Raw genomic sequence first — 23,943 nt, forward strand, 5'->3', positions numbered from 1 at the left:
GCGTCCGGATGTGACCGTAGTGGTCGGTGACACAGCCGTTCGTGACGGTAGCCAACCCGATCAGCGGTATGACGGCTGTGAAGGGGCCTCGCCCCGGAACTTCACCAGGTCGTCCCACGCCTGCTTCGGGTGCATCGCCATCCGCTGCCGGACGACGGCGAGCAGGTGCAGGCGGGGCGTCAGCCGGTCGCCGGTCAGCGTGTCGTCGAAGACCTCCAGCACGGTGGCGCAGAACAGGACGAAACAGCCGCTGTGCCAGCGCAGATCGCTGATCGCGGCGGCATCGCCGTCGCCGTCGGCCACCAGCCGCTCGGCGATCGCGGCCAGCGCCTCCGGCTCCTCCGTCCCCGGGATGCCGAGCAGCTCCGTGGTCAGCGCGACCAGTTCCGGCGAACGGTCCAAGGTGGCCGCGGTGGCGATGAAGGCGCGAGCCTTGCCCGCCAGCTCCCCGGTGACGAGGCTTCGCGCGACGGTCTCCAGCGACGGCTGGTAGACCTCGTTCGCGAGATCGACCATCTCGGTGGCGCAGCGTTTGAGGTCCCGGGGCAGTCCTCCCGACAGACAATGCGCCAGGTAGCAGAACTGTTCGGAGATCCCCCGCAACCGCAAGGCGATCCAGAGCCTGCTCTCGTCCAAAGTGAACGGTTCGAGCCGCACCATCTCCGAGAACGCGCTGTCGAAGGCGTCCCGCACGCCGAGCCCCCGCTGTTCGAAACCGAGGACGGCGTCGTCCGAGACGGACACGAAGAACAGGCACCCAGGAACGTCGAAGACACCCTTCACGTCGTTGATGAACTGATGCGCCTTGTCGGGTTCGCCGATCTTGTCCAGTTCGTCGATCGCGATCACGACCCGGCCGGCGATCCTCTCCGCCGCCAGCCGCAGAGCCGCCTCCTCGGCGAACTCGCGGAACTTGTCGACGACCTCCGGATGGGTGAGCTGCTGTTCGGCACGCTGGGTCGACCAGGTCCGGCCGGCTTCACCCTTCAGCGGCATGCTGAGCTTCCCGGACCAGCCGGTCGTGTAGGTCTGCAGGAACCGGATCCGGTCGAGCTGCTGTTCGGTGAGCCGGCGGAAGCCCGCCAGCCGGATGACCCGGCGGCGCGCGATCAGCAGCCGGACGACGGCGGCACCGGCCGCCACCACGCCGAACACCAGCCGCAGCAGGAACAGCGACACCACGCCGAGGGCCAAAAGCTTCGCTGTGGGCTGTCCCGTCCACAGCTGCTGCGGCGAAACCCGCCCGTTCACGAGATCGAGCGCGAGCGTCCAGAGGTCCCGCCACGGCGCCCCGCCCCACAGGAGCCAGACGGCCGACGCCGCCACTCCCCAGAACACGAGGAACGCCAACGCCTTCCGGAGTGAACGCCCGAGCATCCGCCGCCGACGGAGACGGCCGGACACCGCTCGCGAGCCCATCGAGATCTTCGCCAGCACGGCCTTGCAGAGCAACGCGTGCAGGTGCAGCACGAAGTCGCGGGCCTCGTACGCGGCGGGCGCGGAGGCGACGACGACCAGCGGCGCCGCCCGGTCCGACCGGCTCAGCAGGCCCTGCTCCAGCGAGCGGATCGCCGTTGTCTTGCCGGTCCCCCGGTGCCCGGCCAGCGCGACGGCCACCGAATCCGCCCGATCGACGATCCGGCGCAGCCGTTTCACCGCGGCCGTCCGCACAAGCCCCCTTCCAGCTCCGCCGAGGCGTCCGGCTCCTCGAAGACGAGATCGACGCCCGATCGGATCCGCCGGTGATCCCGCAAATGAGCCCGAAGCGCCGGCAGGACGATCTCCCTCAGCGCGAACTCCCACCGGTCGCCCAAGCCGATCATCTCCGGATGCGCCCACTCCTCGGTGCGTTGCCAGCCTTCGGTGACGAAGAGTCCGGGGATCCGGCGGCCGATGACCAGGACCGCCATCCCGATCACCGCGCCGAGCCCCAGCACGCCGACCAGCTGGAAGGGCGACGGCATCGACGACCACGTCAGCTGCAGGATCCGGAGGTATCCCACGAGGAGCGCGCAGGTCACGAGCAACCAGCCCGCCTCACGGACGGTCACCCGCCGGAACGGGAGGCGCCGGGGCCGTTCGAAGACCACACCCGCCCGCTCCCGCTCCATCCGGATCCGCGCGAGTGCGGTGACATCGCCGAGAACGGCCGTGCGGGCGTCTTCGGCTCGCAGTCCTTCCCTGCGGAGCCCCGAGGCGATCTCCGGTTCGGTGAGCGCTTCGTCGAGCACGGCCTCCAGTGCGAGCAGCGCGGACCAGGTGTCGAAATCCTCGATGAAGCCCTCGCCGTCGCGCAGGAGGTCCGACTCGTACTCGTCCGGATGCAGGTCGCTCACCGGCTTATGATGCCGAACCGCCCGCCCGCGTACCCCTGCTCGGGTCAGGAAAACCGGTCCAGATCCTCCGGCGTGTCGATGTCGTCGCTCTCTCCCGGCTCTTCGGGCACCTCGACGATCTCCAGCCCGCCCAACGTCCGCCGCAGCGACGCGTTCTCCACCGTTTCCGGCAGGGCACCGCGCAAGGCCTCCGCACGCCAGGCGCCAAGCAGCCACTGCCGCTCCCCCGCCGCGTCGACCAGCACCGCTCCGGCAGCGGAACCGAGCCCGGCCAGCAACCGGTCCACAGTGGACTTCCGGACACCGGCGAGGTCGCCGGCCAGCACCACGACGAGCTCCGTGCGCACCAGCGCGAGCCCGGCCGCGAGCGCGGCCACCGGACCCGTTCCCGGTGACGATTCCCTGGTCCAGACGACATCGCCGAAGCCGGGCCGTTCCGGGCCGACGACGATCACCGGATCCGCGTGCGCGAGTGCCGCCAACGCCCTGGCCAGCAACGGTTTCCCACCGACGGGGAGCGCGGGTTTGTCCACACCGGACAGGCGACGCGCGGCGCCGCCCGCCAGCACGATCCCCGTGTAAGGCACGCTCTAGCCGATCAAGCGGGTCGCGTACGGCATGATGCCGCCGTACCGCACCGGCGCGATCCGGACCCGCAGGCCCGACTGCGGCGCCTCGACCATCTGGCCGTTCCCGAGGTACATCGCGACGTGGTGGATACCGCGCGCGCTGCCGCCCCAGAACAGCATGTCGCCGCGGCGCATCTGCGAGAGCGGCACCTTCCGCCCGGCGTTGTACTGGTAACCGCTGTAGTGCGGAAGCGACTTCACCCCGGCGAACGCGTAGATCATCAGGCCCGAGCAGTCGAACCCGATCTTGTTGTAGTCGCCGTAGCGGTCCGCCGTGCCACCGTCGCGGATACCGCGGGTCGGGCCGGAGGTGTTGCCGCCACCCCACGCGTAGACCACTCCGAGCTGCGAGAGCGCCCGCCGGACGACGGCCTCGACGCTCGCCCCGGCCGGGGCCGACTGGACGGGCCGGGCGGACGGACGGCCACCGCCGCCCTGGCTGGGCCTTTCCGCGGCGAGCGCGGCCTGACGAGCGCGCTCCTCGTCCTCACGGGCCTTCTGCGCCTTCCAGTCCTCGTAGCGCTGGCGCTGGCCCTGCAGGCCGTTGACCTTCTGCTGCGCTTCGAAGAGCTGCTTCTCGACACTGGCCTTGTCGGCTTCGAGTTTCTGGTTCTGCGCGGCCTGGGTGTCCTGGGCGTGCTGCGCGGCGCTCTGGGCGTTGTCGGCCTCGTGCTTGGCCGCCTCGGCCGCGCGCTTGCGCTCCTGCGCGATCTCCAGTTTCTTGCGCGCGGTCGCGTCCTTGTTGGACTTGTCCGTCTGCGCCCGCTTCATCGCGTCGAGCGCGTTGAGCCTGCTGCCGCCGACCGCGTCGAGCATCTGGGCGCGGCCGAGGAGTTCCTTCGGGCTGTTGGCGGTCAGGTACGCCGACACCGAGCCGATCGCGCTGCCCTGCTGGAAACTCGCGGCGGCGAACTTGTCGAGGTCGGCGCGGGCCTTGTCGATGGTCGCCTGCGCGGCGTCGGATTCGGTGCGCGCGGACTTCGCCTCGCGATCGGCCTGCGCGGCTTCGTCCTGCGCGGTCTCCGCGTCGACCCGGGCCTTGTTGGCCTCTTCCATCTTCAGCTCGACGTCGTCGTTGAGCTGGGCGAGCTTCGACTCGGCCTGGGCCAGCTGGTTCGTGAGCCTGCCGACGTCGCCCGCCTTGGCGTTGGCGTCGGCCTTGCTGGAGTTGATCTCGGAGTCACTGGGGTTCGGCGGGGGCGGCGGTACCGCGATGGCGGTACCCGTCACCCCGAGCAACAGGGCGATCCCCAGCGCACCGATGGTCGTGCCACGGCGGGCACCGGTCCTCGACCCGGCTTCACCACGCACGATCCACCCACCTCCTGATCTTGAACAATGAGCTCACTGTGCCACTGCCGTCACAGCATTACCAGAAGCACCACCAGGAACTTACACACCGTAGGCACCATTTCCCCTCAACGGGGGACGAACAGACGAACGTTTCGTCACTCGAACGGCCGCAGGTCGATGAGACGTTCCCTACGCGCGTGTCGGCTTGCCAGCCAAAAAGGACAGGCGTACTGTTTGAAGGGACGAACGAGGTGTGCCATCCCGGGTCCGGACCTACGGTGGGGGTGCGCAACACTCGCTCCGGGTCGGCCCGAACGACCTGGAGAACACACCGAACTGACCCGCCACTGGAGTTAGAAGTGACCGCACCCGCCAGCAAGGACAGCTTCGGCGCCAAAGACACGCTGAAGGTGGGCGACGCCTCCTACGAGGTGTTCCGCCTGAACAAGGTCGAGGGCTCCCAGCGCCTTCCCTACAGCCTGAAGATCCTGCTCGAGAACCTGCTGCGGACCGAGGACGGCGCGAACATCACGGCCGACCACATCCGCGCGCTCGGCAACTGGGACGCCAAGGCCGACCCGTCGATCGAGATCCAGTTCACGCCCGCCCGCGTGATCATGCAGGACTTCACCGGTGTCCCCTGCGTCGTCGACCTCGCCACCATGCGCGAGGCCGTCACCGACCTCGGCGGCGACCCGGACAAGGTGAACCCGCTCGCCCCCGCCGAGCTGGTCATCGACCACTCCGTCATCATCGACGTCTTCGGCCGCGCCGACGCCTTCGAGCGCAACGTCGAGATCGAGTACGAGCGCAACCGCGAGCGCTACCAGTTCCTCCGCTGGGGCCAGGGCGCCTTCGACGAGTTCAAGGTCGTCCCGCCGGGCACCGGCATTGTGCACCAGGTCAACATCGAGCACCTCGCGCGCACGGTGATGGCCCGCAACGGCCAGGCGTACCCCGACTCCTGTGTCGGCACCGACTCGCACACCACGATGGTCAACGGCCTCGGCGTGCTGGGCTGGGGCGTCGGCGGCATCGAGGCCGAGGCCGCCATGCTGGGCCAGCCGGTCTCCATGCTCATCCCGCGCGTCGTGGGCTTCAAGCTCACCGGCGAGATCCCGACCGGCGTGACCGCCACCGACGTCGTGCTCACCATCACCGAGATGCTGCGCAAGCACGGCGTGGTCAGCAAGTTCGTCGAGTTCTACGGCGAGAGCGTCGGCGCGGTGCCGCTGGCCAACCGCGCCACCATCGGCAACATGAGCCCCGAGTTCGGCTCCACCGCGGCGATCTTCCCGATCGACGAGGAGACCGTCCGCTACCTCAAGCTCACCGGCCGCTCCGAGGAGCAGGTCGCGCTCGTCGAGGCCTACGCCAAGGAGCAGGGCCTCTGGCACGACCCGTCGCACGAGCCGGAGTACTCCGAGTACATCGAGCTGGACCTGTCGACGGTCGTCCCGTCGATCGCCGGCCCGAAGCGCCCGCAGGACCGCATCGAGCTCACCGACGCGAAGAACTCGTTCCGCAAGTCGATCCACGACTACGTGGGCGGCGAAGAGGTCCCGCACACCAACGTGGACGAGACCGTCGAGGAGACCTTCCCGGCCAGCGACCCGGCCGCCCTCTCCTTCAAGGACGAGGACGCCGTCGAGATCCAGTCGGCGGCGAACGGCCACACCGGCCGCCCGACCAACCCGATCAAGGTCACCAGCGCCGACCGCGGCGAGTTCATCCTCGACCACGGCGCCGTGGTGATCGCCTCGATCACCTCGTGCACCAACACCTCCAACCCGTCGGTCATGCTCGGCGCGGCGCTGCTCGCGCGGAACGCGGTCGACAAGGGCCTCTCGGTCAAGCCGTGGGTCAAGACCTCGATGGCGCCGGGTTCGCAGGTCGTCACCGACTACTACGACAAGGCCGGCCTCTGGCCGTACCTGGAGAAGCTGGGCTACCACCTGGTCGGCTACGGCTGCACCACCTGCATCGGCAACTCCGGCCCGCTGTCGGACGAGATCTCCGCGGCGATCCAGGAGAACGACCTCACCGCGGTTTCGGTGCTCTCGGGCAACCGGAACTTCGAAGGCCGCATCAACCCCGACGTGAAGATGAACTACCTCGCGTCGCCGCCGCTGGTCATCGCGTACGCGCTCGCCGGCACGATGGACTTCGACTTCGAGGCCCAGCCGCTCGGCCAGGACTCCGACGGCAACGACGTCTTCCTGAAGGACATCTGGCCCTCGGCCAAGGAGATCCAGGAGACCATCGACTACGCGATCACGCAGGAGATGTTCACCAAGGACTACGCCGACGTCTTCGACGGTGGCGAGCGGTGGAAGTCGCTGCCGACCCCCGAAGGCAAGACCTTCGACTGGGACGCGGAGTCCACCTACGTCCGGAAGCCCCCGTACTTCGAGGGCATGCAGGCGGAGCCCGCCCCGGTCACCGACATCTCCGGCGCGCGCGTGCTGGCGAAGCTGGGCGACTCGGTCACCACCGACCACATCTCCCCCGCCGGCGCGATCAAGCCGGGCACCCCGGCCGCGCAGTACCTGACCGAGCACGGCGTGGAGAAGAAGGACTTCAACTCCTACGGCTCGCGTCGCGGTAACCACGAGGTCATGATCCGCGGCACCTTCGCGAACATCCGGCTGCGCAACCAGCTGCTGGACGACGTGCAGGGCGGCTACACCCGCGACTTCACCCAGGACGACGCCCCGCAGGCGTTCATCTACGACGCGGCGCAGAACTACGCGGCGCAGGACATCCCGCTGGTCGTCCTGGGCGGCAAGGAGTACGGCTCCGGATCGTCGCGTGACTGGGCGGCCAAGGGCACGCGCCTGCTGGGCGTGCGCGCGGTGATCACCGAGTCGTTCGAGCGCATCCACCGGTCGAACCTGATCGGCATGGGCGTCATCCCGCTGCAGTTCCCGGCGGGCGAGTCGGCCTCGTCGCTCGGCCTCGACGGCACCGAGACGTTCGACATCTCGGGCATCACGAAGCTGAACGACGGCGAGACCCCGCGCACGGTCCACGTCACCGCGACGAAGACCGACGGCACCAAGGTGGAGTTCGACGCGGACGTCCGCATCGACACCCCGGGTGAGGCGGACTACTACCGCAACGGCGGCATCCTGCAGTACGTCCTGCGGAAGATGACGCAGGCGTAAGCACCCCACGCGAAGGCCCCTTTCCCCGCACTTTCGGGAAAGGGGCCTTCGTGCGTTCTTCGGTAACGTCGCCGTATGCCCCATGGTCGAATCCCGGTCGAGAACGGCGAGCTCGCGTACGAGATCCGCGGCGAGGGTGATCCCGTCGTCCTGCTCCACGGCGGGATACTCGATTCCCGGATGTGGGACGCCGAGATGGCGGCGCTCGAACGGCACCACACCGCCATCCGGTACGACGCGCGCGGACACGGCGACTCCTCGACGCCGACGGAGCGCTTCAAGCACTACGAGGATCTCCGTGAGCTGATGACCGCGCTGGAACTCCCCCGCGCTTCACTGGTCGGGCTGTCCGGCGGCGGGCGGATCGCGGTCGATTTCGCGCTGACGTATCCGGATCTGGTCGAGAACCTCGTCCTCGTCGCCACCGGGCTCAGCGCGATGGTGACGAAGGATCCCTTCGTCTTGGAACAGAACAAGAAACTCGAAGAGGCGGGCACGCCGGGCGATCTCCCCGCCGCCATCGAATGCATCCTGCGCATGTGGGTGGACGGGCCCCGGCGAGCGCCCACCGACGTCGATCAGCGAGTCCGTGGGCTGTGCCAGGAGATGTACACCCAGACCGTCGTTCGGCACAGGCTGACCGGCTTCACGCTGATGGACGAGCTACGGGCCGTCGAGCGCACCGGCGAGCTGATCCCGCGCACCTTGACCTTGGCGGGGGATCTGGATTCCTCGGACATCCTCGCCATCGCGGACCAGATCGAAAGAGAGGCACGCGACGCCCGGAAACTGGTCGTCCCCGGGGTCGCGCACATGATCAACCTGGAGAAGCCCGCCGAGTTCTCCCGGATACTGCTGGACTTCCTGGCCTGCTCGTGAGTTTCGCCGCGAGGGGTAAGGCAAGGGTGGCGTGTCGCTGTCCGCCACGAGTCGTCCGCCTGGACACGCGTGTCGTCCGTCTGATCACGTGTGTCGTCCCTGCCGTCACGCGAAACCGCCCGACTGCAGGTAGCTGAGACACGGTTGGTTCTCTTGACCCGTAGGGCGAAGGTGGCGCCCCGGCGCGCCCAATGTGGCATGGCGTCCCCAGTGCCCCATTGGGCGCACTCAACTCGCCAGCACGGTGCCCCAGCAAGACGCGAAGGGGCCCATCACCGCATCAGATGCAGCGAAAGCCCCCTTCACCCAGCAGACGAGCACGCCACCTTCGCCTCACCCCTCACGAACGGGCCCTGTGGGTACCGTTCGTGCTAACCGTCCTTACCACTCACGAGCTCGTCTTCCCGCTGTTCCGGGCGCCGGTCGACGACGCGGCCGAGCGGACGCAACAGCACGTTGACCCCGACGATCACCGCCGTCCCGGCGAGCGCGACGCTGTAAAGCCCCGCTCCCGCAAGGGATCCGACCGCCGCCGAGCACCAAAGGGTGGCCGCGGTGTTGAGCCCGCGCACGTTCAGGCCGTCGCGCAAGATCACCCCGGCACCGAGGAACCCGATACCGGAGACGATCTGGGCGGCGACCCGCGTGGGGTCGGCGTCACCGCTGGTGTTCAGCCCGCCGAAACCGTGGGCGGACAGCAGGACGAAGAGCGTCGCGCCGACGGCGACGAGGGCGTTGGTGCGGAGTCCGGCCATCCGGGCGCGGTACTGGCGCTCGATGCCGATGACGGCGCCGAGGCCGACGCCGGTGCCGACCCTGAGCAGCATTTCGAAGGTGTTCATAATTCCGGCTCTTTTCTGGCGTGCGTACACAAAGCCAGACAGGGAAAGGAGACCGGAGAAGGTCAGCGCACCGCGCACACGGGTGAACGGCGACCACGTCCGGTCGGTCCAGAACTGTCTTCCGGCATGTGCCGCTCACCTCGCTTTCGTACTCGATCGGTGTTGATCAACCTTCGAGACTCTACCACCGGACGGCCCGAACGCGGCGTGGATCGTGTCACGTAGCCAGCGCTGGGCCGGATCGGCGTCGAGCCGCGCGTGCCAGAGCTGGCAGACCTCGATCCGCGGGAGGTCCGCGGGGATCGCGAACCAGCGGATGCCGAGCGACCGGCCGTATTGCTCGGCGAGCCGCTGGGGCGCGAGCCCGATGTAGTCGCTCGACGCGACCAGGAACGCGGCGACGGCGGAGGTCGGGACGACCGCGGCGACCCGGCGCTGGAGCCCGGCCGCCTCGAGCACGTCGTCGAGCGGCCCTCTACCCCTTCCCCGCCGAGACGCGGAAACATGGGGATAGCGGCAAAGGTGCGCCAGCGTCGGACGCCGCACACTCCCGAGCGGACCGTCCGCCCTGACGATCGCGACCACACGTTCGTGGTACAGCAGCGTCGAGTGGATGTCGGGCGCCGTGATGTCACCGGCGCCGATGTCCAGGTCCACAGAGCCGTCGCGCAAGGCTTCGGCGCTTTCGCTGCCTTCCGCGACGAAGCGCAGGACGACACCCGGAGCGACGGCGGCGGTCGCCTCGACGGCGGCCGTGACCAGCGTCGCGGCGACGCCGTCGTTGATGCGGATGGTGAAGGTGCGTTCGAGGTCGCCGATCGACAGCTCCCGGTCGGCGCTGATCAGCGCCGACGCCTCGTCGAGCAGCGAACGCACCCGCGGCGCCGTGCGGAGCGCGAACGGCGTCGGCACCATCCCGCGGCCGGCGCGTACGAGGATCGGATCCCCCATCGCGCGCCGCAACCGGCCCAGCGCCCGGCTGGCCGCCGGGATCGACAGATGCAGACGTTCGGCGGCCGCCGTCACGCTGCCCTCGCGCAGCAAGGCGTCGAACACCCGCAAGAGGTTGAGGTCCAGCTGATCGACCATAGTTGCATGGTACGCAACTCTGCCTTGCCGAAGTTGCGTGGCACGAAGAACATGCCGCCCATAGCGTCGTGGACATGCCACTCCGACTTCAACTCCGCGAAGCCACCGCTGCCCCGGCAGACTCGCGGCGCGGCCTGTTGACCGCCATATGCGCCTGTGTCGTGCTCGTGGTCGGGATGGTCGCCGCGATCAACCTCGCCGTCCCGATGCTCGCCGCGAGCGACCTCCACCCGTCCGCGTCGGCGCTGATCTGGATCGTCGACACCTATGTGATCTTCTTCGCCTGTCTCGTGATTCCCGGCGGAGCGGCGGGCGATCGCTTCGGCCGCAAGGGCGTCCTGCTCTCGGGACTCGCGCTCTTCGGGCTCGGCGCGCTGCTGTCGGCGATCGCGCCGAACGTGCCGTTCCTGCTGGCGGGCCGGGCGATCACCGGGATCGGGGCCGCCGCCGTGCTGCCGAACACGCTCGCCGTCCTGCTGCACGCCGTCCCCGCCGAGCGCAAGGGCGTCACCATCGCGACCTGGGCGTCGATGACCGGGATCGGCGGTGTCGTGGGGAACGTCGGCGGCGGCGCCGTGCTGGCGGGCGGATCGTGGCGATGGCTGTTCGCCGCCGCCGTCCCGCTCTCGCTGGTGCTCGTCGCGCTCGTCGCCCGGATCGCACCGGTGTCCCCGCGGCACGAGCGGCCGCTCAGCCCGCTCGGCGCCGTCCTGCTCGTGGCCGCTTCGGTCGCGCTGCTGCTCGGCATCGTCGAAGGTCCCGAAGCGGGTTGGACCAGCCCGATCGTCCTCGCCGGATTCGCCGGTTCGGCCGTGCTGTTCGCCCTGTGGGCGTTCGTGGAACTGAAGGCCGGGCACCCGCTGCTCGATCCCCGGTTGTTCCGGGTGCCCGCACTGCGCAGCGCCTGTCTCGGCATGATCGCGATCTTCTTCGGGATGTTCGCGCTGTTCTACGTCAACGCGTCCTTCCTTCAGTACGGCAAGGGTTTCGGTGTCCTGCTGACCGGGCTCGGGATCATCCCGCTGACCGTCCCGGTCATCCTCGGCGCGCGGCACGTGGGCAAGGCCGTCCAGCGCTTCGGAGTCGACGTCGTCGTCGCCATCGCGTTCCTCTCCTGCGGCTGCGGCCTCATCGGACTGTCCACAAGCGACGCTTCGACGCCGTATCCGGTCTACGCGGCCTGGCTCGTGGTGACCGGGATCGGTGTCACGCTGGCCCTTCCGACACTGTCCGCCGCGATCTCCGGTTCACTGCCGCCGGCGCAGGCCGGTGTCGGCGCCGGGCTGCAGGCCACCACGCGCGAATTCGGCAGCGCGCTCGGTGTGGCGGTCATCGGCACCGTCCTCACCGGACGGTTCGTCGCGGCGCTGCCGTCCGACATCCGCGCGGATCACGATCCGCACACAGTCGCGCAAGCGCTGGCCGTCGCCGCGCCCGGCCGCTCGCCGGAGGTGATCTCCGCGTTCATCACCGGCGCGAGCACGGCACTCCGGGTGATCGGCGTGAGCGTGCTCGTCCTCGGGGCGCTCGTCGTCCTGCAATCACGGCTTTCCCGCAACACCAAGTAGAAGGAGCGTTCCCATGCACGTATTCGTCACCGGGGCGACCGGCTGGATCGGCTCGGCCGTCGTGGACGAACTGCTCGACGCCGGGCACGAGGTCACCGGCCTCGCCCGATCGGACGCCTCCGCCGCCACGCTGGAGCGCAAAGGCGCCCACACCCGCCGCGGCGACCTGGACGACCTCGACGGCCTCCGCGCAGGCGCAGAGGCGGCCGACGCCGTCATCCACCTGGCGAACAAGCACGACTGGGGCAACCCCGCGGAGTCCGACCGGGCCGAACGGGCGGCCGTCCGAACCTTCGCCGACGCCTTGGCCGGCACCGGACGGGCCTTCGTCCTCGCCGCGGGCCTCTCGACCCTGGCCACCGGACGCCCTGCCACCGAGGCCGACCTCTCCCCCGCCGTCGGCCCCGATTCCCACCGCGGCGGTGCCGAGAACCTCGCGCTCGAGTACGCCGAAAAGGGCATACGGGTGATCAGTGCCCGCTTTGCGCCGTCCGTGCACGGTGTGGGCGACCACGGTTTCGTCGCCGCGCTCGTGGCGGCCGCTCGCAAGCACGGAGTGTCCGGCTACCTCGGCGACGGCGGCGCGGCCTGGGCGGCCGTGCACCGCACCGACGCCGCCCGGCTCGTCCGGCTGGGCCTGGAAGGCGCGCCCACCGGCTCGCTGCTCCACGCGGTCGCGGAAGAAGCCGTCACCACGAAGGAAATCGCCGAAGCCGTCGGACGGGCGCTCGACGTCCCGGTGGTGTCCGTGGCACCGGAGAACGCCGCCGAGCATTTCGGGTTCGTCGGCCGGTTCTTCGCGCTGGACATGTCCGCGTCCAGCGCGCGCACCCGCGAACTCCTGAAGTGGGCCCCATCCGGACCGAGCCTGGCCGAGGACATCGAAGCCGGCGCTTACACCTGACCGAAAGGGAACATCATGTCCGCAGTGACCGCTTTCATGCTGGTGAAGACCACGCCCGAGTGGCTCGGGCTCACCGTCGAACAGCGCGTGGAGGCCTTCAAGACCGAGGTCCTCCCCGCCATCGAGAGCAAGGTGAAGGGCGTCCGGTCCCGGTTCTTCGACACCGAGTTCTACTCCGCGCGGGTGACCGACGTGTGGGTGTGGGAGGCCGACGACCACCACTCGTACCAGCTGCTCGTCGAGGCGCTGCGCGAGACGCCGTTCTGGGACCGGTACTTCGAGGTGGTCGACCTTCTGGTCGGCGTGGAGAACGCGTACGCCACGAACTACGGCCTGGACGCGTACGCGAGCGTCAACGTCTGAAACCGGTGGGAGCATCCCGTCGGTAGCCCACGAGAAGACGGCCTCCCACTCCGTCGAGGACAACGGCGACGACCTGCCGCAACAACGTGGGATCGCCCGCGCATACGACCTGCCGGTAGCCGAGCAACAGCTCCCGGCAGGTCTTCGGATCGGCCTCCCGGAGCCGTCGCAGGAGCCACTTGCCGTGGGACCGCCATCGCCCTCCCATGAGGAGGATCAGCTCGGCCACGGCGATCAGCAGCCGGTCGGCGACGAAGACCAGTTCGTCGGGGTCGTCCGCCCCGTCGAGGTCGTCCAGGAGATCCGTGATCAGGTAGCGGTGGTCCTCCAGATCGGTCGAGGAAAGCGGCGGAGGCCCGGCACGCAGTCGTGCCTGGGCCTCCGCCTGCGTCCGTTGACCGAATCCGTCGCGGTCGAGGAGAACGAGGCCTTCGCCGCACATGTGCAGCAAAGGCGAACGGCGGCTGGCGGTCTCCTGGGTGGCGAAGGCCTCGTAGGACTCCGGGGTATGGCAGAACAGTTCCACCGGCACGCCGTCGTGTTCGATCGTTTCGCGGTACGGCGCGGGCGGCCCGTCGAGGAAGACGACGACGTCGAGATCCGATTTCGCGGTACGCGATCCGGTGTTCGCGCTTCCGCCCAGGATCGCGGCCCTCGCGGCGGGAAAACGGGTCTCGACCACCTCGCGGGCGATACGGACGGGATCCATCCGTCCAGCATGCCGGTGGGGTGAGCCAGGCGCACCGGCGGCCGCGACCAAGCCGAAGCCGGTGCCCTGGTTACCCACCCGGATCTCCTGGACGAGCAGCCGCCCGGCCGATCCGGCCCTCCCCGTCCGGAACCCTAGGGCCGGGAGTTCGGGACCGGTCCCCGGACGCCACGAAGGCCACCGCCGAGACGGTGGCCTTCGTGTTCTTCAGCCCGGGATCAGGCGGTTTCGAACGGCTGGACGTTCGGCTGGAAGACCTGGCCGTTGGCCGGGACCTTCAGATCGATCAGGTAGTCGGCCGTCACCTTGTCCACCCCGAGCGAGTCGCCCAGGATGCAGTGCCCGAAGGCGTCGACCGAGAGCAGGCGGGCGTTGCCCAGCTGGTCGGCCATCCGCTTCGAGAACAGGTACTGGGTCGCCGGGTCGTAGTAGTTCCCGATGACCAGGACCGGGGTGTCGGTCTTGGCCTGCCACGGGCCGCGGTAGACGTCCGGCTTCTTCGCCGGCCACACCGGGCAGCCCGCCACGTCCGAGAACGCCTGGTAGCGACCGAAAGTGGGCGATTCCTTCTCCCACTTCGCGGCGATCTCGGGGACCTTCTCCTGCTTGATCGTGATCTTCTTGTCCGAGCAGTTCACGGCGAAGTACGAGTCGTCGCCGGTGTAGGGGCTGTCCGGGTTCGCGTCCGCGCGCCCGTTCGCCCCGGACCGCAGCACCTTCAGCTCGACGGCCTGCGCCGTCTGCGTCTGCGCCGCGGGCGGGTGGACGATGTTGTACAGCGCCTGCAGGTCGTCGGCCAGCGGCCCGAACGACGTCGGCGAGTACAGCACCCCGGCCACCGTGCTGGTGAACGCGTTGATGTCGTAGCTGCTCCCGTCCGGCAGCTTGATCGGCTGCTGGCGCAGGTGGCCGCGGATCTCGTCGAACTTCTCCCGCGGCGTACCGGCGCTGAAGGAGCACTTCGGCCCGACCTGCGCGCACTTGCGCAGGAAGGCGTCCAGCGCGATCTCGAACCCGCGAGCGCGCTCGCGGTCGTACTGCACGCCGTCGCTGGTCCGCAGCGCCGGATCGACGTTGCCGTCGACGACGATCGCCCGGCTCTGCTTCGGGAACATCCCCGTGTACGTCGACCCGATCAGGGTCCCGTACGAGAAGCCGACGAAGGTCAGCTTCTGGTCGCCGACGGCCGCCCGCATCTTGTCGAGGTCACGCACGACGTCCTTGGTGGACATGTGGTTCAGCAGCACGCCCGCGTTGTTCTTGCAGAACTGGCCGTAATCGCGGTACGAGGCCAACGTCCCGGAGATCTCCTGCCGTGACAGCGGCACGGGGATCTGCGCGGCGAAGACGTCGTCCGCGTCCTCCTGCGTGGTGAAGCATTTGAGCGGGTTGCTGGCCCCGACCCCGCGCGGATCGAACCCGATCAGGTCGAACCGGTCCAGCACCTGCGGCTGGAAGTAGTTCGCCGCGCCGATCGGCATCCGGAACCCGGAGCCGCCGGGACCGCCCGGGTTGAGGAACAGCGAACCGACCTTCTTGTCGGGCGTCTTCGCCGCCCGCTTCAGCATCGCGATGTCGATCGTGCCGAGCGCCGCGTTGTCGTGGTCGATCGGCACGCGATACCGCGCGCAGCTGTAGAACTTCACCTGATCGGCCGGAACACCGCGGAGCTGGTCCGCCGTGCAGGCACCCCAGTTCACCGGCGCCGTCGCGCCGACCTGGGCGGCGGGCGGCCCGGCCTCCTGAGCGGCGACCGCCGTCCCGGACGCCCCGGACAGCGCGGCGCCCGCCACGAGTGCCCCTACCAGTGCGAAACCGCGCACCGGCCTCCTTGTGGATCTCGGCAAAACGACTCCTCCCTCGGCTGGCGACGTGACGGACCACGTCGCACGGCGCGCCGCCGACGTCACGGCGCGTAACACCAAGCGAGCCTCGCACAAGCCCGTAACCCAGTCACCGGCCGAAAGGATGGTACGAACCTATCGAGTGGTTGTCTTCAACTCGAAAATCGGTAACACACGGCGAGCGGCGTCGGCCTCCATGGAGTAACCGGGCCAGAACTCCAGCAGCAGTTTCCACATCGCTTCGTACTCGTCACCGAGCAGTTCCCTGGCCCTGACCGGGATCTCCTTGCCCGCGAGCGCGACGACGGCCTCGGGACGCGAGCGCAGATTGTGTGTCCACGCCGGATCGTTCGGCCTCCCCCAATTGGAGCCGACGAGCACGAAACCCTCCTCGTGCGGAAAGTACAAAAGATTGGTACTGCGGGGCAGCCCGCTCTTCCGGCCGGTCGTGGTCAGCCGGAGGGAAGGGAGCCCGGCCAGCGCGACCAGGCTCACCTTCCCCTTGAAGAGCCGGTGGAGTCTCTTGTCCACCCAGATGATCCCGCCCGCGAGCCCCATCAGCCACGGTCTGGTGCCGAGCACGCGGGCGAGCGACGTGAGAGGGTTAGCCACGGACAGATCTTGCCAGGCTCACCCCGAACCGCGATTCCGAGTCCGTCCACCATTCCTCCACGGAGAAACCGGCTTCGGCCAGTTCCGCGGCGATTCCCTCCCGCCGGAACTTCGCGGAGATCTCGGTGCGCACGTATTCGCCCTCGGCGAACTTCACCTGCAGGTCGGCGCCCGGGATGTCGACGGTCAGCGGTGCACGGGCCCGCAGGCGCATTTCGATCCATTCGTTCTCTTCGTCCCAATACGAGACGTGGTCGAACGCGGCCGGGTCGAAGTTCGCGCCCAGGCCGTTGTTGATGACGTGGAGCATGTTGCGGTTGAACTCGGCGGTCACCCCGGCGGCGTCGTCATAGGCGCGCTCCAGGGTCTCCCGGTCCTTCACCAGGTCTGTCCCGAGGAGGAACCACTCCCCTTCGTCGAGCACGTCGCGGACCGAGCGCAGGAAGGTGGCGCGGTCGGCGGGGAAGAAGTTGCCGATCGTGCCGCCGAGGAAGACCACCATCCGCGGCCGGTCGCCCGGCAGCAGGTCCAGATGCCGGGTGAAGTCGCCGACCACGCCACGGACCTCCAGGGAGGGGTAGTCGGCCGTGATGGCTTCCGCGGCCTCGGCGAGCGCGGTTTCGGAGACGTCGAGCGGGACGAACTCCTTCAAGGTGCCGTGACTCGTCAGCGCGTCGAGCAGGAGCCTCGTCTTCTCACTCGATCCGGATCCGAGTTCGACGAGGGTGTGCGCGCCCGAGATTTCGGCGATCTCACCACCGCGCGCGGCGAGCACCTCCCGTTCGCTCCGGGTCGGGTAGTACTCGGGCAGGGCGGTGATCTTCTCGAACAGCTCGCTGCCGCGCGCGTCGTAGAACCATTTGGGCGACAACCACTTCTGGTCGGCCTCCAGGCCGGCGCGGACGTCCGCGCGCAGCTGCTCGGTGATATCCGATTCGCTGTGGTGTACGTCGAGGTCGAGTTCGGTCATCGTGCCTCAGGGCTCCGATCGGCTTCGAGGGGCAGGATCTCCACGCCCGCGCCGGTGACCCGGACGGCGTGGTGGTCGGGAACGGGAGTCCAGCCGGGATCGTCGTCGCACGGTTCCGACGCGACGAGCACACCGTCACCGGTGTCCCGATAGGACAGGGAATGCGTCCACGCGGTACCGATGAGCGTCCGGCCGTCGGTCAGCAGGAGATTGAGCCGCGAACCCGGCCCCGCCTCCTCGACCACTCCGGTCAGCCAGGTGACGGCCGCGAGCGGGTCTTCGCCCGCCTCCAGCCGTTCACGCAGCAAAGCCCACAGCAGTACCGAATCCGTGGTCGCCTCCAGCGTCAGCAGGCGGGTGATCGGCAGCTTCGCGGCGAGCTCGGCCATCGAGTCCGGCCAGCCCCGCACCAGCCCGTTGTGGCTGAAGAGGTAGCCGCCGCCGGTGAACGGCGCGTTCGCCGCCTCGACGACCGGCATGGCCGTCGTGCCGTTCCGGACCGCGGCCATGAAGGCGTGCGAGCGGACCGACCCGGCCAGGGCGGGCAGATCCCCGTCCGTCCACAAGGGAGCGGACCGGCGCAGCCGCAGCGGATCGGGACCCTCGGCGTACCAGCCGAGGCCGTACCCGTCCGCGTTGACCGAGCCGCCGCCCCGCATGTCGCGGGGGGCGTACGACTGCACGAGCAGCGAATGAGGGACGTGGAAGAGCATCTCGGCGGGCGAACGCGGCTCGCCGAGATACGCGAGGTGACGGCACATGCCGCTCAGGCCACCTCGCTCGGCCGCGCGTCCCGGGCACAGCGGAACCCGGAGAAGATCTGTCGCCGGATCGGGTGATCCCAGTTGCGGAACGTGCCGCGGATGGCCGCCGCGTCCGTGCCGAACGAGCCACCGCGCAGGATCCGGTAGTCCCCGCCGAAGAACACCTCGGAGTACTCCTTGTACGGGAACGCGGCGAATCCCGGATACGCCTCGAAGCCGCTGCTGGTCCACTCCCAGACGTCGCCGATCAGCTGGTGCACGCCCAGTGGTGAAACGCCCGCCGGGTACGCGCCGACCTCCGCGGGCCGCAGGTGCCGTTGCCCGAGGTTGGCGTGGTCGGGGGTGGGTTCCTCGTCGCCCCAGGGGAACCGGCGCGATCGGCCGGTCGCCGGGTCGAACCGGGCGGCCTTCTCCCACTCCGGCTCCGTCGGCAGGCGCCGTCCCGCCCAGGCGGCGTACGCCTCGGCCTCGTGGAAGGAAACGTGGACCACGGGTTCCGCGGCGGGCACCTTCTCGTAGACGCCGAACCGCGTCCGCCACCAGCCGTCCTGCTCCCGTTTCCAGAACCGCGGCGCGTCGATGCCGTGCTCGCTGCGGTACGCCCAGCCGCGCTCGCTCCACCACTTCGGGTCTTCGTAACCTCCGGAGTCGAGGAACTCGACATACGCCCCACAGGTGACCGGTGCGGTGTCGATGAAGAACGCCTCCACCGCGACCTCGTGCGCCGGGCGCTCGTTGTCCAGCGCCCACGGCTCGGCGGAGGTGCCCATGGTGAAGGCACCACCGGGCACGAACACCTCCGCGGGCAGCGGCCCGGACCGCGACGGCGGCGGGGCGGGCGCGTGCAGCACCGGGTCGCCCTTGCGCAGCTGATGGGTGGCCAGCATCGTCTCGTCGTGCTGCTGCTCGTGCTGGGTGATCATGCCGAAGGCGAAGGCGTCCTCGGTGAGCCGCCTGCCTTGCAGCGGAACGGTTTCCAGGATGTCGAAGGATTTCTCCCTGACCTCGCGGACGTACTTGCGCGCTTCCTCCGGGCCCAGCAGCGGCAGGGCCGGGCGATCCGCGCGGGCGTGCTGGAACGCGTCGTAGATGTCGTCGATGTCGGGCCGGAGCGCCTCGCGGCCGCCGACGTCGCGTACCAGCCAGAGCTCCTCCTGGCTGCCGATGTGCGCGAGGTCCCAGACCAGCGGCGACATCAGTTTCGAATGCTGGCGGATCAGGTCTTCGTCGTCGACGCTCGTCAGCGCGATGCTGCGCTCACGGGCCCTGGTGAGCGCCTCGGCGGCGTGGGCCCGCAGGTCTTGCGGGCTCAGCGCGCGAAGCGGGTTGGTCTCGGTGCTTTCCACGCTCATGACTGGTGGCTCCTCGAACCCCGTACGAGGGATTGCACGCCCTCGCTGATCTCCGTGATGGTCTCCGGCGGCAGACCGGTCGTGCCCAACTCGGCACAGCCGAGGTCCACCACCTTGCTCGCGACGGCGGCGATCTCCCGGTCGGCGAGGCCGAACCTGGCCGCGCACTCCCATCTGCCGATGACCGGTTCGCACAGTTCGAGCACCTTGTCCACTGTGGACGGGCGAGCGAGCAGCGCGGCCAGCAGGGCCACCGGGTGCAGCCACCTGGCGGCGGGCTGGGCGTCCAGGTAGCGGATCTCCAGATACCCCTGTGGACGGACCGGCGTGAAGAACGTCGTCAGGTGATAGGCCAGGTCTTCCTCGGTCGGCTTGCCGAGCCGGGCACCCTCGCCCCGTCCGTCGATCCAGTCGGCGAAGGTCAGGGAATCGGGCGCGTCCCAGCGGCCGTCGGAACCGGGAAGGACCATCAGCGGCGTGTCGAGGATCCTGCCCGCCCATTCCGCGGCCGGATCCTTGCCCGGTTCCGCCGACCGGGTGCGGGCCTTTTCCGTTTCCATGACGGCGAGCCAGCGCGCGGACGCGTGGCCGGTGTCGCGGCCGGCGTGGATCCGGGAATTGGCGAAGGTGGCGAGCAGGGGCGGACCGAGCGCGTGGACGGCGGCCCAGCGGACCGCCAGCTCGTGCTCCTCACCGGCGTCCACGCAGACCTGCAGGCCGGCGGTGCTGCACATCATCGTCGCGCCGCCGTCTCCCATCGGGGCGAAGCGGCGTTCCATCGCGGCGTAGCGCGGGGTGCCCAGCTTGCGGGCGGGCGCGCGATGCCTGTCTATCCCGGTGTCCCCCAGGTACAGGCCTCGTGCGGTGAGAAGACTTTCGAGATGGGCCAGATCGGCCGAGACGACGGCGTCCAGGTGGCGCAGCGTGGTCTGTGGTCGAGCGGAGATCTCCACCTGACATCCGGGCTCGAGGCTCAGCGGTGAACCTGCCGGAAGCGGGAGGGCGGGGCTGTCGGGGCGCAGCGTCCGCGGTGTGTGCGGGCCGAGCGCGGTGGCGAGATCGTCGGGATCGAGAGGCCGGGCGGGTTCGTCGGCGTAGTGCACGGTGAATTCCAGCTCTACGCCGAGAAGTCTCGGTGGCCCGTGTTTGAAGCACACGGAAGCCACATACGCCTCACCTTCGGCGCGGTCCGACAGGACCTTCGCCGTCGCGTTCGACGCGCTCCCGGACTTCTCGGGGAAATCATGAACAGTAGTCATCTTTCCGCCGTCCAGTCGGTTGTCCGATAACTGAGATACCTTGACTTCGGACGCTACACGCGAGGTCCGACAAAATCAGTCCGGTTCTTGCCGGGCAGGATCGCCGGACCACCTTCCGGGACGGGACGATCAGGGCAAAGCGGGCTCCGTGCCCAGGCCCAGCGCGGCCGCCGCGTTTCGCACCGCCTCGATCACCAGCTGCAGTGCCGGCCGCCGTGACGAGGTCGTCCGGTAGGCGATCGAAACCGTCCGGAGCAACGGTGTGGTCAGCGCGACGACGTCGATCCCCGGCGGCCGGAGCCCGAGCCCGAGGTCGGAAACGAGCGTCACCCCGAGCCCGGCCCTGACCATCGCCATCGCCGTGGACTGCTCCTCGACCTCGTGGTTGATCTTGGGCTCGAACCCGTGCCGGTGACACGCCGTGCGCACCGCGCGGCCGAAATGACTCTTCGGGCTGGCGAGGATCCAGGGATGCTCGCCCAGTTCGAGCAGGGATGCGCTCCCGGCGGGCACCGCACCGGCGGGTACGGCGGCGTGCAGCCGCTCGACCGCGATCACCGCGCGCTCCAGGCCCGCGTCCCACGGCATCGGCGCGTCGGAATAGTCGAGGACGAACGACAGGTCCAGTTCGCCGTCACGGACGGCGTCGGCGGTGTCCTCGGGAGCCAGCTCGCGGGTCCGGACCTGGATCCCCGGATGCTCACCCGCGAGCGCGGCCAGCGCGTGCGGCAACAGCCCCGAAGCGACCGACGCCCACACCCCCGCCATGAGGCGCACCGAAACGGTCTCCTGCGCCTCTTCCAAGGCCAGCGTCGCCCGTTCGACCGACCCCAGGATCTCCTCGGCGTGCTCGGTGAGCAGCAGCCCCAGTTCGGTCAGCTGCACCCGCCTGCCGAATCGTTCGAACAGCTTCGCGCCCACGTCCCGCTCCAGCTGAGCCAGCTGCTGCGACACCGCCGAAGCGGTGTAATGCAGCGAAGCTGCGGCCGCCGTGACGGTGCCGCGCCTGCTCAGCTCGCGGAGCATCCGCAGGCGGTGCAACGAAAGCTCCATGGCCCCAACGTAATCGGGCGCGGTCGCGGACGCCGGGTGACGCGTTACACCAGTTTCTCTGCACGACATCGTTCAGATTCGGTAAATGGACGCGCGCGCCCGCGGGGGCGCACCCTCGGAAGTGCCGCAGGAACGACCCCGAATCCACGAAGGAGGTGGCCGCATGGCCGCGAGGAACGCCGAACCGCTGATGAGGCTCGTCTGGACCGACCCCGTCACCGGTGCCACCGGCTACCTCGTAGTGCACAGCCTGGTCTCCGGTATCGCGACCGGCGGGACCAGGATGCGCGCGGGCTGCACGATGACCGAGGTCGAGGACCTGGCGAGGGGGATGGCGAACAAGACCGCGACCTTCGGCCTGCCGGTCGGCGGGGCCAAGGGCGGCATCGACTTCGATCCGAAGGACGAGCGCGCTTTCGGTGTGCTGGAACGGTTCTGCGCCTTCCTTCGGCCGTGGATCGACAACCACTGGGTGACCGCCGAAGACCTCGGCGTGCCCCAGCACCTGATCGACGAGGTGTTCGCGAAACTCGGGCTCGAGCAGTCGTACCACGCGGCCATCCGTCGTTCGGCCGATCCGGCGCACACCCTCCGCCGGGTACAGGCCGGGCTGAGCACTCCGGTCCCGGGCGGGCTCCTGCTCGGCGACGTGATCGGCGGTTACGGCGTCGCACAGGCCTGCCTCGGTGTCGCCGACGCGTGGGAGTGGCCCGCCGGGAAGACCACGGTCGCCGTCCAGGGCATCGGCACCATGGGCGGCGGCGCGGCCTGGTACCTGCACGAAGCCGGGATGAAGGTCGTCGCGGTCGCCGACGCGGCCGGCACGCTGTACCGGCCGGAAGGCCTCGACATCCCGGCGCTGCTGGAACTGCGGGACTCCTACGGCGAGGTCGACCGCAGCCGGCTCCCCGCCGACGTCCGGCTGCTCCCCCGTGACGAGATCGTGGCGACCGACGCGGACATCCTCGTCCCGGCGGCGATCTCCTACGCGCTCCGCGCCGGGAACCAGGGCCTGGTCAAGGCGAAGGTCGTGATCGAAGCGGCCAACGCGGCGACCACGCCCGACGCCGAAGCGGGACTGGCGGCCCGCGGCATCCCGGTGATCCCGGACTTCGTCGCGAACGCCGGCGCGGCCGCGTGGGCCTGGTGGCTCCTGCTCGGCGAGGTCGGCGCCGATCCGGCCGATTCGTTCCTGCGCCTGCGGACCGAGATGCGGGCGAAGGTGGCCCTGCTGCTCAGTTCGTGGAACCTCGACCGGATCGCACCCCGCACCACCGGGTTGCGGCTCGCCGAAACCACCCGTTCGGACGCCACCGCCGCGGAAACCTCCCCCGCGCTGGTCATCCCTTGAAGGCACGCGTGAAGGCCCCTTCCGCGAAGGGGCCTTCACGCGTGTTCAGGAGGCGAAGCGGTCCGTCGCGCCGATGAGCACTTCGCGCATCGGCTCGTCCTGGGTGCTGTGGCCGACCTCGTCGATGACCACCAGCTCGCTGCCGGGCCACGCGTGCGCCAGCTCCCATGGGGTGCCGATGAGGTTGCTCAGGTCGAGACTTCCTTCGGCGAGCACCGCCGGGATGTGGGCCAGTTTCCCGGCTTCCCGCAGCACCACACCTTCGTCCAAAAAGGACCCTTGGCTCCAGTAGTGGGTGACCAGCCTGGCGAAGGCGAGCCGGAACTCCGGGCTCTCGAAGCTCTTGTACGGCGGGGAGGTCGGGATGATCGCGTCCTCCCAGGCGCACCAGTCGGCCGCCGCCTTCCCGTGCACCGCCGGGTCGGGGTCCATCAGCAACTTGAGGTACGCCGCCGCCAGGTCGCCATCGCGATCTTCTTCGGGAACGCCGTCGCGAAAGGCCGCCCACGCCTCGGGGAAGACACCGCCGAGGCCGCGGGTGAGCAGGTCGGTCTCGCTCCGCCGCCCGGTGGCCAAGCCCATCAGGACCATCTCCGAGACCCGGTCCGGATGCCGCTCGGCGTACACCAGCGCGAGCACCGAGCCCCAAGAGCCGCCGAAGAGCAGCCACTTCTCGATGCCCAGATGCTCGCGAAGCCGTTCCATGTCGGCGATCAGGTGATCGGTGGTGTTGGCGGAGAGGTCGGCCTCGGGCTCGCCCGCGTGCGGGGTGCTCCGGCCGCAACCGCGCTGGTCGAACAGCACGACGCGGTACTTGGCAGGATCGAAGTACCGGCGCAGGCCGGTACTGCAGCCGGTTCCGGGGCCGCCGTGCAGCGTGACCGCCGGTTTGCCGTCGGGGTTCCCGCAGACCTCCCAGTACACGAGGTGCCCGTCGCCGACGTCGAGCATCCCGTGGT

General features: G+C 69.4%; 20 protein-coding genes and 1 pseudogene. 6 read left to right on the top strand and 15 right to left on the bottom strand.

Annotation, left to right across the window (positions count from 1 at the left end):
• Positions 1-60: 60 nt before the first annotated feature.
• From MJQ72_RS09480 to MJQ72_RS09495, 4 genes are read right to left on the bottom strand one after another with little or no spacing between them, the layout of a single operon-like run.
• Positions 61-1,656, bottom strand: a complete 1,596-nt coding sequence (locus MJQ72_RS09480) for a hypothetical protein (protein WP_240598736.1) — start codon at positions 1,654-1,656, stop codon at positions 61-63.
• The gene (locus MJQ72_RS09485; RefSeq protein WP_240598737.1) at positions 1,653-2,336 is read right to left on the bottom strand and encodes a hypothetical protein; all 684 of its coding nucleotides are present in this window, start codon (positions 2,334-2,336) and stop codon (positions 1,653-1,655) included. Before MJQ72_RS09485 ends, MJQ72_RS09480 begins: the two co-directional genes overlap by 4 nt.
• Before the next feature lie 44 nt (positions 2,337-2,380).
• Positions 2,381-2,923, bottom strand: a complete 543-nt coding sequence (locus MJQ72_RS09490; protein WP_240598738.1) for a molybdenum cofactor guanylyltransferase — start codon at positions 2,921-2,923, stop codon at positions 2,381-2,383.
• A 3-nt stretch (positions 2,924-2,926) separates the two neighbouring features.
• Positions 2,927-4,276 (bottom strand): NlpC/P60 family protein, encoded by a 1,350-nt coding sequence (locus tag MJQ72_RS09495; protein WP_240598739.1) that lies wholly within the window; start codon positions 4,274-4,276, stop codon positions 2,927-2,929.
• 341 nt (positions 4,277-4,617) lie between these two features.
• Here MJQ72_RS09495 and acnA point away from each other — a divergent pair, with 341 nt between their 5' ends.
• Both acnA and MJQ72_RS09505 read left to right on the top strand, forming a co-directional pair.
• Positions 4,618-7,425, top strand: coding sequence for an aconitate hydratase AcnA (acnA, locus tag MJQ72_RS09500; protein ID WP_240598740.1), 2,808 nt, complete (start codon positions 4,618-4,620; stop codon positions 7,423-7,425).
• A 75-nt stretch (positions 7,426-7,500) separates the two neighbouring features.
• Entirely contained in the window at positions 7,501-8,304 is an 804-nt protein-coding gene (locus MJQ72_RS09505) for an alpha/beta fold hydrolase (protein ID WP_240598741.1), read from the top strand.
• Positions 8,305-8,702: 398 nt separating this feature from the next.
• On the opposite strand, the pseudogene MJQ72_RS09510 reads toward MJQ72_RS09505, so the two are convergent.
• Together MJQ72_RS09510 and MJQ72_RS09515 are read right to left on the bottom strand one after the other, a co-directional pair.
• Positions 8,703-9,146 (bottom strand): annotated as a pseudogene (locus MJQ72_RS09510) (MgtC/SapB family protein); the annotation flags it as partial.
• Between the two features lie 135 nt (positions 9,147-9,281).
• Complete coding sequence (locus tag MJQ72_RS09515) at positions 9,282-10,235, bottom strand: LysR family transcriptional regulator (protein ID WP_240598743.1); 954 nt, start codon at positions 10,233-10,235, stop codon at positions 9,282-9,284.
• A 74-nt stretch (positions 10,236-10,309) separates the two neighbouring features.
• Between MJQ72_RS09515 and MJQ72_RS09520 the strand changes: the two genes are divergently transcribed.
• From MJQ72_RS09520 to MJQ72_RS09530, 3 genes are read left to right on the top strand one after another with little or no spacing between them, the layout of a single operon-like run.
• Positions 10,310-11,803: an MFS transporter gene (locus tag MJQ72_RS09520; RefSeq protein WP_240598744.1), complete on the top strand. Its 1,494-nt coding sequence runs from the start codon at positions 10,310-10,312 to the stop codon at positions 11,801-11,803.
• Positions 11,804-11,816: 13 nt separating this feature from the next.
• Positions 11,817-12,707: an SDR family oxidoreductase gene (locus MJQ72_RS09525; RefSeq protein ID WP_240598745.1), complete on the top strand. Its 891-nt coding sequence runs from the start codon at positions 11,817-11,819 to the stop codon at positions 12,705-12,707.
• A gap of 15 nt (positions 12,708-12,722) precedes the next feature.
• Positions 12,723-13,070 carry a darcynin family protein gene (locus tag MJQ72_RS09530; protein WP_240598746.1) on the top strand — a complete coding sequence of 116 codons (348 nt, stop codon included), beginning with the start codon at positions 12,723-12,725 and terminating at the stop codon, positions 13,068-13,070.
• On the opposite strand, the gene MJQ72_RS09535 is transcribed toward MJQ72_RS09530, so the two are convergent.
• The 8 genes from MJQ72_RS09535 to MJQ72_RS09570 form a co-directional block, all read right to left on the bottom strand.
• Complete coding sequence (locus MJQ72_RS09535) at positions 13,060-13,779, bottom strand: nucleotidyltransferase domain-containing protein (protein ID WP_240598747.1); 720 nt, start codon at positions 13,777-13,779, stop codon at positions 13,060-13,062. The two genes, MJQ72_RS09530 and MJQ72_RS09535, sit on opposite strands and share 11 nt — an antisense overlap.
• A gap of 218 nt (positions 13,780-13,997) precedes the next feature.
• On the bottom strand, positions 13,998-15,602 hold the full coding sequence (locus MJQ72_RS09540) for an alpha/beta hydrolase (RefSeq protein WP_240598748.1): 1,605 nt from the start codon (positions 15,600-15,602) through the stop codon (positions 13,998-14,000).
• Between the two features lie 156 nt (positions 15,603-15,758).
• Entirely contained in the window at positions 15,759-16,181 is a 423-nt protein-coding gene (locus MJQ72_RS09545; protein WP_396426981.1) for a nitroreductase family deazaflavin-dependent oxidoreductase, read from the bottom strand.
• Positions 16,182-16,227: 46 nt separating this feature from the next.
• The gene (gene egtD, locus MJQ72_RS09550; protein WP_240598750.1) at positions 16,228-17,205 is read right to left on the bottom strand and encodes an L-histidine N(alpha)-methyltransferase; all 978 of its coding nucleotides are present in this window, start codon (positions 17,203-17,205) and stop codon (positions 16,228-16,230) included.
• Positions 17,202-17,966 carry an ergothioneine biosynthesis protein EgtC gene (gene egtC / locus MJQ72_RS09555; RefSeq protein ID WP_240598751.1) on the bottom strand — a complete coding sequence of 255 codons (765 nt, stop codon included), beginning with the start codon at positions 17,964-17,966 and terminating at the stop codon, positions 17,202-17,204. The genes egtD and egtC overlap by 4 nt, the downstream gene beginning before the upstream one ends.
• A 5-nt stretch (positions 17,967-17,971) precedes the next feature.
• The gene (gene egtB, locus MJQ72_RS09560) at positions 17,972-19,321 is read right to left on the bottom strand and encodes an ergothioneine biosynthesis protein EgtB (RefSeq protein ID WP_240598752.1); all 1,350 of its coding nucleotides are present in this window, start codon (positions 19,319-19,321) and stop codon (positions 17,972-17,974) included.
• Positions 19,318-20,580, bottom strand: a complete 1,263-nt coding sequence (locus MJQ72_RS09565) for a glutamate-cysteine ligase family protein (protein ID WP_240598753.1) — start codon at positions 20,578-20,580, stop codon at positions 19,318-19,320. The genes egtB and MJQ72_RS09565 overlap by 4 nt, the downstream gene beginning before the upstream one ends.
• Positions 20,581-20,709: 129 nt before the next feature.
• Positions 20,710-21,633, bottom strand: coding sequence for a LysR family transcriptional regulator (locus tag MJQ72_RS09570; protein WP_037337353.1), 924 nt, complete (start codon positions 21,631-21,633; stop codon positions 20,710-20,712).
• 163 nt (positions 21,634-21,796) lie between these two features.
• On the opposite strand from MJQ72_RS09570, the gene MJQ72_RS09575 reads away from it, so the two are divergent.
• Positions 21,797-22,984 (top strand): Glu/Leu/Phe/Val dehydrogenase dimerization domain-containing protein, encoded by a 1,188-nt coding sequence (locus MJQ72_RS09575; RefSeq protein ID WP_240598754.1) that lies wholly within the window; start codon positions 21,797-21,799, stop codon positions 22,982-22,984.
• Positions 22,985-23,029: 45 nt separating this feature from the next.
• Here MJQ72_RS09575 and pip read toward each other — a convergent pair whose 3' ends face one another.
• Positions 23,030-23,935: a prolyl aminopeptidase gene (gene pip, locus MJQ72_RS09580; RefSeq protein WP_396426982.1), complete on the bottom strand. Its 906-nt coding sequence runs from the start codon at positions 23,933-23,935 to the stop codon at positions 23,030-23,032.
• Between the last annotated feature and the right edge of the window lie 8 nt (positions 23,936-23,943).

The organism is Amycolatopsis sp. EV170708-02-1 (assembly GCF_022479115.1).
Lineage (GTDB): Bacteria > Actinomycetota > Actinomycetes > Mycobacteriales > Pseudonocardiaceae > Amycolatopsis.